Source organism: Nonomuraea sp. NPDC049695 (genome assembly GCF_040674955.1).
In the GTDB taxonomy this organism is placed as follows: domain Bacteria; phylum Actinomycetota; class Actinomycetes; order Streptosporangiales; family Streptosporangiaceae; genus Nonomuraea; species Nonomuraea helvata.
In genome coordinates this window covers 1-11,872 of sequence record NZ_JBFANV010000116.1, presented here as the reverse complement: position 1 = coordinate 11,872, position 11,872 = coordinate 1, and the positions used below count along the sequence as shown (strand labels likewise).

The window sequence follows — 11,872 nt, the reverse complement described above, 5'->3', positions numbered from 1 at the left end:
GTTATAGTGCGGGTCGTAGGTCATGAGTGCCAGCGACAAGCCCCGGCTAGCTGGCCGGCAACCCTCGCGTCCGCGGCGGGGTGCCCCGGGTGAAGACCTGGTCCGTCACGAGGTGTGGCGGGCAAGCGCGGGCTCCATGGCTGCTTCCAGGGGTCCCGACGACCCTGAGGGAGATGTGCCGTGTCCACCCTGACGATCTTCAACTCCGTCCCCGCCCAGCACGTCGAGGCGGCTCCCGCCGTCACGAGCAGGCCCATCCCCACCGTGCTCGGGGCCGATCTCGAGGTGCCGGTCAAGGGCGGAAGGCTCGTCGGCTACGCCAACCTCGACTACGCCGCCAGCGCGCCGTGTCTCGAGCCGGTCAGCGCCGCCGTCACCGCCGCGCTCCCGGCCTACTCCAGCGTCCACCGTGGCGCGGGCTACGCCTCCCAGCTCACCACCGCCCGCTACGAGCAGGCCCGCCACACGGTCCGGGCGTTCGTCGGCGCCCGCCCGGACGACGCCGTGATCTTCACCCGCAACACCACCGACGCCACGAACCTCCTGGCCAGCTGCCTGCCTGCCGGCACGACCACCGTGGTCTTCGACACCGAGCACCACGCCTCGCTCCTCCCCTGGAAGAATTCCGTACGGCTGGCGCCGCCCGCCTTCCCCGGCGAGGCCGTCCGCGCCGCCGACGAGGCGCTGGCCGGGATCGACGGCCCGAAGCTGCTCGTGGTCACCGCCGCCTCCAACGTCACCGGCGAGCTCTGGCCCATCGCCGCGCTGGCCCACATCGCCCACCGGCACGGGGCCCGCATCCTGGTGGACGCCGCCCAGCTCGTACCGCACCGCCCGCTCAACCTGACCGCGCTCGACCTCGACTACGTGGCCTTCTCCGGGCACAAGCTGTACGCGCCGTTCGGCGCCGGGGTGCTGGTCGGGCGGCGGGACTGGCTCGCGGACGGTGAGCCGTACCTCAAGGGCGGGGGCGCGGTGCGCTCCGTGGGGGACGACATCGAGTGGCACGACGACCCCGAGCCGCGGCACGAGGCGGGCACCCCGAACGTGCTGGGCGCCATCGCGCTGGCCGCGGCCTGCGACGCGCTCACGGCCACCGGCTGGACCGCGCTGGTGCGGGAGGAGGAGCGGTTGATCGCCCGGCTGCGGTCCGGGCTGGCCTCGATCGAGGGCGTACGCGAGCTGTCGCTGTGGGGGGACGACCACCCGCGCGTGGGCATCGTGTCGTTCACCGTGGACGGCTACTCGGCCCGCGAGGTCGCCGAGGTGCTCTCCGGCGAGTACGGCATCGGGGTGCGCGACGGGAAGTTCTGCGCGCACCCCTTCGTCCGCCACCTGCTCGGAGAGCACGACGGGGGCTGCGAGGACGGCACGGCCTCCGCGGTGCGGGCCTCGATCGGCATCGGCACCACGGAGGAGCACGTGGACCGGCTCGTCGACGCTCTGCGGGAGCTCGTCACCCGCTGACCCTCAGCCCCTGTTCGGAGGCTTGTGGGGCGGCGGCGGTTCGTCGGAGACCAGGGCGTCGATGTCCCTCATGTCATCGTCGTCGACCATGCCTGCCCGGCGCTCGCCGGGCTGCCTGGGCACGCGTGGTTCCTGGGACGGCAAGGGCCTCGTGGACTCGCCGGTCACCGGCGTGACGTTCGAGGGTTCCGGAGCGCGCGCGCCGGGAGCGTACGCGGCGAGCTCCTCCTCGGCGGCCCGGCGCTCCCCGCGTCTGCGGAATCTCGCGCTGAACAGGCCGTCGAGCCCGATCCGCCCGCCGCCGAGCGCCAGGAACAGCAGGCTCAGCGCCCCGAGCAGGCCGGGCAGCTCCCAGCCGCCGGCGGTGGCCAGCACGCCGTGCCCGAAGTGCACGAACGCGATCGCGCCGAGCATGTTGAGCAGCAACAGCAGCCCCATCAGCCGTACCAGCAGGCCGAGGATGAGGAGGAGGCCGCCGACGGTCTCCACGACGGTCGCGTAGGTCGCGGCGAACTCGGGCATCGGGACTCCCATGCCCTTGAATGCCCGGCCCTGGGCCGCGACGCCGCCGAACCACTTCTCCAAGCCGTGAGCCAGGAAGATCACGCCGGTCACGACCCGCGCGATCAGGAACGCGACATCGAAAACAGCTCTCTTCATGGTGTTTTCTCCCCCCGTTCCCCTTATTTCTCCCCGTGTCCGTCTTAGGGATGCGCTTTCATACGATTCCTTGACCCGCCCCCAGGCTGGATCACCGTTCAGTGCGGTGGCAGCATGGCCATATGACGGAACGTGTGGTCGGAATCGGTGCGGGCGCGAAAGAGCTGGCCACCGAGGACATGATCCTCAACATCGGCCCGCAGCACCCGTCGACCCACGGGGTGCTCAGGCTCCGCCTGACGCTCGACGGCGAGCGCATCACCGCCGCCGAGCCGATCATCGGCTACATGCACAGGGGCGCGGAGAAGCTGTTCGAGGTCCGCGACTACCGTCAGATCATCATGCTGGCCAACCGGCACGACTGGCTCTCCGGCTTCGCCAACGAGCTGGGCGTGGTGATCGCCGCCGAGCGACTGCTCGGCATGGAGCCTCCGGTCAGGGCCGTGTGGGCGCGCACGCTGCTGGCCGAGCTCAACCGGGTGCTCAACCACCTGATGTTCCTCGGCTCCTATCCGCTCGAGCTGGGCGCGATCACGCCGCTGTTCTACGCCTTCGACGAGCGCGAGCGCATCCAGGCCGTCATGGAGGAGGTCTCCGGCGGACGCATGCACTACATGTTCAACCGGGTCGGGGGCCTCAAGGAGGACCTGCCGCTCGGCTGGCTCGACCGGGTGTCGGCCGCGATCGCCGAGACCCGCCGCCGGGTGCCCGACATCGAGGACCTCATCCTGCACAACGAGATCTTCATCGCCCGTACCAAGGGCGTCGGCGTGCTGTCCCGCGAGCAGATCATGCAGTACGGCGTCAGCGGCCCCATCGCCAGGGCCTCGGGGGTGGACCTCGACCTGCGCCGCGACGACCCGTACCTCGCCTATCGCGAGCTGCCCGTCAAGGTGGTCACGCGGCACGCGGGCGACTGCCACGCCCGGTTCGAGGTGCTGTTCGACCAGCTCAAGGTCTCCCTCGACCTGGCCGACGCCTGCGTCGAGCGCCTGCGCTCGCTGCCGCCAGGACCCATCAACCAGCGCCTGCCCAAGGTGCTGAAGGTGCCGGAGGGGCACACGTACGCGTGGACCGAGAATCCGCTCGGCATCAACGGCTACTACCTGGTCTCCAAGGGCGACAAGACCCCGTGGCGGCTCAAGCTCCGCTCGGCCTCGTACAGCAACATCCAGGTGCTGCGGGAGATGCTCCCCGGCCACCTGGTCGCCGACATGGTGGCCATCCTCGGCTCGATGTTCTTCGTCGTGGGTGACATCGACAAGTGAAAGCCGAGCGCGACAAGTACGTGGACTGGCTCCGTGCCCTGAGCCTGTGCGTCGTGGTGGTCTGGCACTGGGCGTTCACCATCCTGCAGTGGAAGCCGACCGGCCCCGAGCCCACCAGCCCGCTGGGCTTCACCTCCGGGCTGTGGATCCTGACGTGGCTGCTGCAGGTGCTGCCGCTCTTCTTCTACGTCGGCGGCCACGTGCACCTGCTGTCCTGGGAGCGGGCCCGGGCGCGCGGCGTCGGCATCGGCTCCTTCGTCTGGCGGCGCATCCGCGCGCTGGCTTTACCGGCGCTGTTCCTGTCCGGGGCGTGGATCTCCATCGGCGCGGTGGTCACGTTCACGTTCCGGGTCGACTGGATGTGGCGCGTGGTGCTGCTGGTGCTCAGCCCGCTGTGGTTCCTCGGCGTCTATCTTGTGCTGATCGCGCTGCTGCCGGTGGCGCTCTGGCTGCACCGCCGCTACGACGTGCTGGCGCTGATCTGGCTCGGCGGCGCGTCGCTGGTGGTCGACGTGGTGCGCTTCAGATACGGGGTCGAGTGGGCCGGCTGGCTCAACATGCTCCTCGTCTGGGGGCTCGCCCACCAGGCCGGGTTCTTCTACGACCGGATCGTCATCCTGCCCAGGCGCTATGACGTCGCGGTGCTCTGGACCGGCCTCTTCGCCCTCTTCGGCCTGGTCTACTCCGGCATCTACCCGGGCTCGATGGTGGGCGTGCCCGGCGACAAGTGGTCGAACATGGCGCCGCCCACGTTCGTCATCGTCGCCCTGCTGCTGTTCCAGATCGGGCTGGTGGAGGTGCTGCGGCCGTCGATGGAGCGCGTCCTCGAGCGGCCCGCCTGGCGCCGGGTGAACGGCTTCATCAACCGGTACGCGCTACCGCTCTTCCTCTTCCACACGACCGGGATGGCCATCGCGCTGGGGCTGTCGTGGTGGCTCTTCGGCAACCTGGGCACCGATATCCCGCCTGACCTGAAATGGTGGCTGGAGCGCCCCATCGCGATCATCGGCCCGCTCATCTGCACCACCCCGGTCATCTACCTGTTCGGGCGCCGACGTGCTTAATCCTGCTCCTCAGAGTCCTTCGGGATGCGGCAGGCGCGCTCCAGGTAGAGGGCGGCGCAGATCAGCGCCACGCAGGCCAGGAACGACCCGGCCGCGATGAAGAACTCCGATCGCGGCGTCTCCCGGTCGAAGATCTGCACCGTGTAGAGAGCGAACCCGGCGAACAACCCCGCGAACGCCGCCCCCACGTACGCCGACGCCTTCGCCAGCGCGGCCAGCCGGGCCACCGCCAAAGGCTCCACCGGTTTGGTGCCCGGCTTCCTGGCGATCCTGGCCTTGGTCGTCCACGCGCTGTAGCCCTCGCCGATGGCCAGCAGCAGCACGGTGGGGATCGCGGTCCACGGCATGAGGGGCAGGTCGGCGTAGACGGGTCTGACCAGCGCCCACGCGATCAGCGCAACGACGATGACGATGCCGACCAGGTGGCCGGGATGGGTGAGCTTCAATCGGGCCTCTGCAGCTTCAGGTCCTCGCGCAGGCGTACCCCTTCCTTGTCGACGCCCTCCAGCAGCTCCGCCACCCGGCCGCGCCCGGGCACCACGCCGTCGGGGTCGGCCTTCACCCAGGGCACCAGCACGAACGCGCGCTCGTGGGCGAGGGGATGCGGCAGCGTCAGCTCGGGGTCGTCGCAGACGGTGTCGCCCATCACGATCAGGTCGATGTCGAGCGTGCGCGGTCCCCAGCGCTCGGTGCGCACCCGGCCGAAGGCGTTCTCCACGCTCTGCGCCCGCTCCAGCAACGTGCGCGGCGCCAGCGTGGTCTCGGCGATCACGACCGCGTTGAGGTACGGCTTCTGCCCGGCGGGACCGCCGACCGGGTCGGTCTCGTAGACCGGAGACGCCTTGACGAACTCCAGCCCAGGGGCGTCGAACAGGGTGTCCACGGCGCCCTGCAACGTCTGGAACCGGGGCCCCAGGTTGCTGCCCAGAGCCAGGACGACTTTCATACGCGGCTCCGCTCGATGGTCACGACCACGTCGTCGAACGGCAGCGGGATGGGCGCCGCCGGTTTGTGCACGCTCACCTCGACCTTGCCCACCAGCTCACTGGCCAGGCAGACGTCCGCCAGCCGCTGCGCGAGCGTCTCGATCAACGCGACCGGCTCGCCCTCCACGACCTCGACCAGCGCCTGGGCCAGCTCGCCGTAGTGGACGGTCTTGGTGAGATCGTCGCCGGCCGCCGCCGGCGCGGTGTCGAGGAACAGCGTCGCGTCGATCACGAACTCCTGCCCGAGCTCCCGCTCGGCAGCGAGCACGCCGTGCCTCCCCCTGGCCCGCAGGCCCTTGAGAGCGATGCGATCAGCGCTCAAGCTCGCCTTCCTCCTCCTCGTCGTCGTCCCCCTGGAGCACCGGCGAGCCGTGATGCATCCACAGCCGCCAGCCCTGCGAGGTGCGGATGTAGACGTTGCTGGCCACCACCTTGCCCGCGGCGAAGCTGGCCTCGCCCTCCTCGCCGGCGGTGAGGATGTTCTCGACGCAGGTCAGCACGGCCACGTCACCCAGCACGGTGGTGTTGACGTCGGTCAGCACGAACTGGATGTAGGTGGTGTTGGCCATGATCAGGGCCCAGGACCGCAGCACCTCGGACCGGCCGGCGAGCAGCGTCCAGCCCGGGTGCACGCAGCTGACCTGTTCGTCGGCGGTGTCCTCGGCCCAGACCTCGGTCATCTTGTCGAGATCGCCGCTCTCGATCGCGGCGTAGAACTCCTGGTTGACCGTCTCGATGGCGGCGGTGTCGACGCTCATGTGCCTGCTCCGGCTCTCTTCCATGCGGCAGCCACGCGCACGGCATCGGCATTGGGGGCCACGTGGTGGACGCGTACGCACCAGGCGCCCGCTTGCGCGGCCAGTGCGGTCACGGCCAGCGTGGCGTCGTCACTACGGCTGAACGGCCGGGGGGTGCCGTCGGAATCGGCCAGCAGCCGCCCGAGGAACCGCTTGCGCGAGGCCCCGATGAGCAGCGGGTAGCCCAGCTCGGCCAGCTGCGGGATCCCGTTCAGCAGCGCCCAGTTGTGCTGGGCGTTCTTGGCGAAGCCGAGGCCCGGGTCGAGCACGATCTGCTCCTCCGTGACGCCTTCCGCCAGGACCAGGTCGACCCGCTTGGCGAGCTCCTCGCGGACCTCGGTGACCACGTCGGCGTAGACGGCTCGGCTCTCCATGTCGTGGCTGTGGCCGCGCCAGTGCATCACGACGTACGGGATGCCTGTCTCGGCCACCACACGCGACATCTCGGGGTCGGCGAGGCCGCCGCTCACGTCGTTGACGAGCCGCGCGCCCGCCTCGACCGCGGCCCTGGCCACCTCGGCCCGCATCGTGTCGACGCTGACCGCCACTCCCTCGGCGTCGAGCGCTCTGATCACGGGCACGACCCTGGCCAGCTCCTCCTCCAGCGACACCCTGGCCGCGCCGGGGCGGGTGGACTCCCCGCCCACGTCGACCAGGTCGGCCCCCTCCTCGACCAGGTCAAGGCCGTGCTGGATGGCGGCTCTCTCGTCGAACCACAGGCCGCCGTCGGAGAACGAATCGGGGGTCACATTGACCACACCCATGACGAGGCACCGATCCGCACCTCCCGGCACGTTGATGGGCACGCTAGTCATGGGCCAAGCCTAGGCGCTTCCCCACACATGTTGACATCGTGGGTCCCCGTTCGGCCATCAGCGACCCAGGATCAGCGCCATCGCCTCGGATCGGGTCTTGTCACTCGTGCGGAAGTCGCCGCGGACGGCCGAGGTGACGGTCTTGGCGCCCGGCTTGCGCACGCCGCGCATCGTCATGCACAGGTGCTCGGCCTCGACGACCACGATGACCCCGCGCGGCTCCAGAACCCGCATGAGGGCGTCGGCGATCTGGGACGTCATGCGCTCCTGGACCTGGGGGCGGCGGGCGTACACGTCGACCAGGCGGGCCAGCTTGGACAGGCCGGTCACCTGGCCGCGGTCGTTGGGGATGTAGCCCACGTGGGCCACGCCGTGGAACGGGACCAGATGGTGCTCACACGTGCTGTAGACCTCGATGTCCCTGACGAGCACCATCTCGTCATGGTCGACGTCGAAGACCTTCGTCAGCACGTCCTCGGGCTTCTGGCCGAGCCCTGAATACTGCTCGGCCATGGCTCGGGCGACCCTGGCAGGCGTGTCGAGAAGGCCGTCCCTGTCGGGGTCCTCGCCGATCGCGTAGAGGATCTCGCGTACGGCCTTCTCGATCCGGCCCAGGTCTACGTCGTGCTGAGTCACGCACTTTCTCCGGACGGGAGGGCGTCCTGGTGGCCCCCGGTGAGCGAGCCGTTGGCCGACTGCTCCTTGGGGGTCAGGATGGGCGGGCGGTCGGACGGGAGCCGCTTGCCGTAGCCCGCGTAGGACGGGCGGTGCTCCTTGACCACCACGGCGGAGAAGATCTGGAGCACCTGCTCGCGAGAGAGGGTCTCCTTCTCCATGAGCTCGAGCACGAGGTTGTCGAGCACGTCGCGGTATTGGACCAGGATGTCCCACGCTTGGTCGTGCGCCGTCTCGATCATCCGGCGGACCTCCTCGTCGATCGTGGAGGCGATCTTCTCGGAGTAGTCGCGCTCGTGGCCCATCTCGCGGCCCAGGAACACCTCGGCCTGGCCGGTGCCGAACTTACGGGCGCCGAGCTGCTCGCTCATGCCGTACTCGGTCACCATGCGGCGGGCGACGGCCGTGGCCTTCTCGATGTCGTTGGAGGCGCCGGTGGTGGGCTCGTGGAAGACGAGCTCCTCCGCCGCGCGGCCGCCGAGCAGCATCGCGAGCTGGTCCATCATCTCCGACCTGGTGGCCAGGAACTTGTCCTCCATCGGCAGCGTCATCGTGTAGCCGAGCGCGCGGCCCCGGGACAGGATCGTGATCTTGTGGACCGGGTCGGAGTTGGGCAGCGCGTGCGCCACCAGCGCGTGACCGCCCTCGTGGTAGGCGATCATCTTCTTTTCCTTGTCGGACATGACCCGCGACTTGCGCTCGGGCCCTGCCATGACGCGGTCGATCGACTCCTCGAGGACGTCCATCGTGATCAGCTTCTGGTCGGCCCGCGCGGTGAGCAGGGCGGCCTCGTTGATCACGTTGGCCAGGTCGGCGCCGGTGAACCCGGGGGTGCGGCGCGCGATGACGTCGAGGTCGACGTTGGGCTCGAACGGCTTGCCGCGGCCGTGGACCTTGAGGATGCCCTTGCGGCCCTCGAGGTCGGGACGGTCGACGGTGACCTGCCGGTCGAAGCGGCCCGGACGCAGCAGCGCCGGGTCGAGGATGTCGGGCCGGTTGGTCGCGGCGATGAGGATCACGCCGCCCTTGACGTCGAAGCCGTCCATCTCGACGAGCAGCTGGTTGAGGGTCTGCTCGCGCTCGTCGTGACCGCCGCCCAGGCCGGCGCCGCGGTGGCGGCCGACGGCGTCGATCTCGTCGATGAAGATGATCGCCGGGGCGTTGGCCTTCGCCTGCTCGAACAGGTCACGCACACGCGAGGCACCGACACCGACGAACATCTCGACGAAGTCGGAACCGGAGATCGAGTAGAACGGCACGCCCGCCTCGCCGGCCACGGCGCGGGCCAGCAGGGTCTTACCGGTGCCGGGCGGGCCGTACAGCAGCACGCCCTTGGGAATCTTGGCGCCGATCGCCTGGAACTTGGCCGGGGCCTGGAGGAACTCCTTGATCTCCTGGAGCTCCTCGATGGCCTCGTCGGCGCCCGCGACGTCGGCGAACGTCGTCTTGGGGGTGTCCTTGGTGATGAGCTTGGCCTTGGACTTGCCGAAGTTCATCACTCGCGAGCCGCCGCCCTGCATCTGGTTCATGATGAACAGGAAGAGCAGCACGATGATGACGATCGGGAGGAAGCTGACCAGGATGCTCACCAGGAGGTTTTCCTGCGGCACCTCGGTGTTGAAGCTCTTGGTCTTGCCGGCGTCGTACTGAGCCTGAAGCTCGTCGGTCAGCTTGCTGCCGTAACCCGTGACCCAGTTGGACTGGATCAGCCTCGTCGGCGAATCACCGGCCTTGACCGTGACCGGGTTGACCAGTGTCAACTCGATCCGGTTGTCCTTGTCGACAATCTTGGCGTTGCTGACGTTTCCGGCGCGAATCTGCTGGAGAACCAAGGACGTGTCGGCCTGCTTGAAATTGCCGCCGCCACTCCAGAGCTGAGTGACGAGGAGGAGCAGCACGACGATGCCCAGGATCCACAGCAGTGGCCCACGTGTAAATCGCTTGAGATCCATCCGATGCGGAACCCCTTGCGGGCCCGTCCCTTCCTGAACATGGCCTGGAACCCCGGGCTGCCCCGGGGCCGCGGCATCCGACACCGCGACTTCTGACTACCCGAAGGCGACTCGCGGTCACCCTTCAAGAGTCTGAAGGTACACCGGCAGAGCGCACGGGGGGACCCGCCCGCTACACCGGTCTTGCCCTATCAACGTACGTCACGTTGTGCGGTGTTCCCGGCCGCGTTCCAGATTGCTACTTGTAAACATGTGGGGCCAGAGTGCCGATGAAGGGCAGATTGCGGTATCGCTCGGCGTAGTCCAGCCCGTAACCGATGACGAACTCGTTGGGAATGTCGTAGCCCACGTATTTCACATCGATCGGCACCTTCACCGCGTCCGGTTTCCGCAGCGCGGTGCAGATCTCCAGCGACGCGGGATTGCGCGACTTCAGGTTTTCCAGGAGCCAGTGCAGGGTCAGGCCCGAGTCGATGATGTCCTCGACGATCAGCACGTGGCGGCCCATGATGTCGGTGTCGAGGTCTTTCAGCACGCGCACGACGCCGGACGACCTGGTGCCCGCGCCGTACGACGACACCGCCATCCAGTCCATCTGCACGGGCACGTGCAGGGCTCTGGCCAGGTCGGCCATCACCATGACGGCGCCTTTCAACACGCCCACGAGCAGCAAGTCTTTACCCGCGTAGTCCTCGTCGATCCGCCCGGCAAGCTCTTTGATCTTCGCCTGGAGCTCGTCCTCGGGAATGAGGACCTTTTCCAGGTCATTGCCCATGTCGGCAGCGTCCACCTGTGGTTCCTTATGCGATGGGACTGATGGCGACTATCAGGGTGCCATATCGCCGCACGGCGGACAGACCCCCCGGCAGGTCAACGGCTTTCTGCCCGTGCCACCGCGTGACCAGCCCGTCCACGGCAAGGATATGAGCAGCGGACAGAGCTCCCGAGGGAGCCCCGGCCGCGATGGCCGCCCGCCGCAGCACCCTCCGCCTGACGGCGTCGGGCAGCTTTTCCAGCTCCGGTACGGCCAGCGTCACCGAGCCCGGAATATCGCTAAGAGCGCAATTCTGGTACGCCGATTCGGCCCACCGGTCCAGGGCGTCGGCGTCCTCGCGCGCCATCCTGGCGGTCCTGGCGAGCGCCTCGGCCACTCCTGGGCCGAGCTCCGCCTCCAGCACGGGGAGGACCCTGTTTCTGACGCGGACCCTCGTGTAGCGGGGGTCCTCGTTGTGCGGGTCGTCCCAGGGGACGAGGTCCAGGGCCTGGCAGGCTCTGACGGTGGTGGCCCTGGGGAGGTCGAGGAACGGCCTCCGGTAGCGGCCGCTGCGGGCCGCCATCCCGGACAGCGACCTGACGCCGCTCCCCCTGGCCAGCCCCAGGAGCACGGTCTCCGCCTGGTCGTCCCTGGTGTGGCCGAGCAGGACCACCTGCGCCCGGTGCTTGTCGGCCGCCTCCGCCAGCGCCTGGTAGCGGGCCTCCCGCGCCGCCGCCTCAGGGCCGCCCTCGGTGCCCACCGTCACGGTGAGGACCTCGGCGGGGTGGAGGTCCAGCCGGGTCTCCCCGATGTCCGCGACCGTCCTCGCCCGCTGGGCCGAGCCCGGTTGGAGCTGGTGGTCCACGGTGAGCAGCCCGGCGCGCAGCCCCATCCGGGGCGCCACGAACCCCAGCGCCGCCGCCAGCGCCAGGGAGTCGGCTCCGCCGCTGCACGCCACCATGACCAGCGCGTCCTTCTGGACGTCGGCCAGCGCCTCACGCACTGCCCTGCGCACGTCGGCTACGGCTGGATGTGGACCCACGGGTGCCATTGTCCCGTGCCGCCACCGGCCACCAGCACCCTGTCCCGCGCGACGCGACGCCTGAGACGCGGGGCACCGGACACACGCGCCAACCGCCCGACACGGCACTCCACCACGCGCGGCATCGGCCACACGCGTCCGCACCACATTGGCCACACGCGTCCGCACACCCAACGCGTACCTGCGCCAGAGGGAGAGCCGCCGTCCACCAGCGCCGGGCCCCACCGCGCCACATCCCGCCGACGCGGCGCTCCCAAGGCGGCGCACCAGCCATCGGCGCTCGCGCCTGGCGCGCCGCTCCCCGACCTGGTCAGCACGGTGAAGAAGACGTAGCAGAGGATCTGCACGATCAGGAAGTAGAGCAGCGAGAACGCGCCCGCCGGGCCCAGGTC

The 11,872-nt window shown here is 69.3% G+C and carries 14 protein-coding genes and 1 riboswitch; of the genes, 3 read left to right on the top strand and 11 right to left on the bottom strand.

Annotated elements, in window-relative coordinates; all coding sequences use genetic code 11:
* Window positions 1-18 precede the first annotated feature (18 nt).
* Window positions 19-134: riboswitch (SAM riboswitch) on the top strand.
* A 121-nt stretch (window positions 135-255) separates the two neighbouring features.
* Window positions 256-1,467 carry an aminotransferase class V-fold PLP-dependent enzyme gene (locus AB0J64_RS50505; protein WP_364044343.1) on the top strand — a complete coding sequence of 404 codons (1,212 nt, stop codon included), beginning with the start codon at window positions 256-258 and terminating at the stop codon, window positions 1,465-1,467.
* 3 nt (window positions 1,468-1,470) lie between these two features.
* Here AB0J64_RS50505 and AB0J64_RS50500 read toward each other — a convergent pair whose 3' ends face one another.
* Window positions 1,471-2,127 carry a DoxX family protein gene (locus AB0J64_RS50500; RefSeq protein WP_364044297.1) on the bottom strand — a complete coding sequence of 219 codons (657 nt, stop codon included), beginning with the start codon at window positions 2,125-2,127 and terminating at the stop codon, window positions 1,471-1,473.
* A 122-nt stretch (window positions 2,128-2,249) separates the two neighbouring features.
* On the opposite strand from AB0J64_RS50500, the gene AB0J64_RS50495 reads away from it, so the two are divergent.
* Together AB0J64_RS50495 and AB0J64_RS50490 are read left to right on the top strand one after the other, a co-directional pair.
* Window positions 2,250-3,395: an NADH-quinone oxidoreductase subunit D gene (locus AB0J64_RS50495; RefSeq protein ID WP_364044294.1), complete on the top strand. Its 1,146-nt coding sequence runs from the start codon at window positions 2,250-2,252 to the stop codon at window positions 3,393-3,395.
* Window positions 3,392-4,459 carry an acyltransferase gene (locus AB0J64_RS50490; RefSeq protein WP_364044291.1) on the top strand — a complete coding sequence of 356 codons (1,068 nt, stop codon included), beginning with the start codon at window positions 3,392-3,394 and terminating at the stop codon, window positions 4,457-4,459. The genes AB0J64_RS50495 and AB0J64_RS50490 overlap by 4 nt, the downstream gene beginning before the upstream one ends.
* Here AB0J64_RS50490 and AB0J64_RS50485 read toward each other — a convergent pair.
* From AB0J64_RS50485 to AB0J64_RS50440, 10 genes are all read right to left on the bottom strand, one after another.
* Window positions 4,456-4,905: a DUF3180 domain-containing protein gene (locus tag AB0J64_RS50485; protein WP_364044288.1), complete on the bottom strand. Its 450-nt coding sequence runs from the start codon at window positions 4,903-4,905 to the stop codon at window positions 4,456-4,458. The two genes, AB0J64_RS50490 and AB0J64_RS50485, sit on opposite strands and share 4 nt — an antisense overlap.
* On the bottom strand, window positions 4,902-5,405 hold the full coding sequence (folK, locus tag AB0J64_RS50480; protein ID WP_364044285.1) for a 2-amino-4-hydroxy-6-hydroxymethyldihydropteridine diphosphokinase: 504 nt from the start codon (window positions 5,403-5,405) through the stop codon (window positions 4,902-4,904). The genes AB0J64_RS50485 and folK overlap by 4 nt, the downstream gene beginning before the upstream one ends.
* Window positions 5,402-5,767, bottom strand: coding sequence for a dihydroneopterin aldolase (folB, locus tag AB0J64_RS50475; protein ID WP_364044282.1), 366 nt, complete (start codon window positions 5,765-5,767; stop codon window positions 5,402-5,404). The genes folK and folB overlap by 4 nt, the downstream gene beginning before the upstream one ends.
* Window positions 5,757-6,203, bottom strand: a complete 447-nt coding sequence (locus AB0J64_RS50470; protein WP_364044278.1) for a nuclear transport factor 2 family protein — start codon at window positions 6,201-6,203, stop codon at window positions 5,757-5,759. The genes folB and AB0J64_RS50470 overlap by 11 nt, the downstream gene beginning before the upstream one ends.
* Window positions 6,200-7,057, bottom strand: a complete 858-nt coding sequence (gene folP / locus AB0J64_RS50465; RefSeq protein ID WP_364044275.1) for a dihydropteroate synthase — start codon at window positions 7,055-7,057, stop codon at window positions 6,200-6,202. Before folP ends, AB0J64_RS50470 begins: the two co-directional genes overlap by 4 nt.
* Window positions 7,058-7,114: 57 nt before the next feature.
* A complete protein-coding gene (gene folE, locus AB0J64_RS50460) occupies window positions 7,115-7,693 on the bottom strand; it encodes a GTP cyclohydrolase I FolE (RefSeq protein WP_349447481.1) in 579 nt (192 codons plus the stop codon).
* Window positions 7,690-9,684, bottom strand: a complete 1,995-nt coding sequence (ftsH, locus tag AB0J64_RS50455; protein ID WP_364044271.1) for an ATP-dependent zinc metalloprotease FtsH — start codon at window positions 9,682-9,684, stop codon at window positions 7,690-7,692. Before ftsH ends, folE begins: the two co-directional genes overlap by 4 nt.
* Before the next feature lie 238 nt (window positions 9,685-9,922).
* Window positions 9,923-10,474 (bottom strand): hypoxanthine phosphoribosyltransferase, encoded by a 552-nt coding sequence (hpt, locus tag AB0J64_RS50450; protein ID WP_364044268.1) that lies wholly within the window; start codon window positions 10,472-10,474, stop codon window positions 9,923-9,925.
* 10 nt (window positions 10,475-10,484) lie between these two features.
* On the bottom strand, window positions 10,485-11,489 hold the full coding sequence (gene tilS, locus AB0J64_RS50445) for a tRNA lysidine(34) synthetase TilS (protein ID WP_364044265.1): 1,005 nt from the start codon (window positions 11,487-11,489) through the stop codon (window positions 10,485-10,487).
* A partial coding sequence (locus AB0J64_RS50440) for a hypothetical protein (protein WP_364044262.1) occupies window positions 11,459-11,872 on the bottom strand: 414 nt, incomplete at its 5' end. The genes tilS and AB0J64_RS50440, both read right to left, overlap by 31 nt.

Bases quoted from the DNA above. Each gene is read 5' to 3' on its own strand.
- AB0J64_RS50500 (WP_364044297.1), bottom strand. From the start codon at position 2,127: ATGAAGAGAGCTGTTTTCGATGTCGCGTTCCTGATCGCGCGGGTCGTG.
- AB0J64_RS50495 (WP_364044294.1), top strand. From the start codon at position 2,250: ATGACGGAACGTGTGGTCGGAATCGGTGCGGGCGCGAAAGAGCTGGCC.
- folK (WP_364044285.1), bottom strand. From the start codon at position 5,405: ATGAAAGTCGTCCTGGCTCTGGGCAGCAACCTGGGGCCCCGGTTCCAG.
- AB0J64_RS50470 (WP_364044278.1), bottom strand. From the start codon at position 6,203: ATGAGCGTCGACACCGCCGCCATCGAGACGGTCAACCAGGAGTTCTAC.
- folP (WP_364044275.1), bottom strand. From the start codon at position 7,057: ATGACTAGCGTGCCCATCAACGTGCCGGGAGGTGCGGATCGGTGCCTC.
- ftsH (WP_364044271.1), bottom strand. From the start codon at position 9,684: ATGGATCTCAAGCGATTTACACGTGGGCCACTGCTGTGGATCCTGGGC.
- tilS (WP_364044265.1), bottom strand. From the start codon at position 11,489: ATGGCACCCGTGGGTCCACATCCAGCCGTAGCCGACGTGCGCAGGGCA.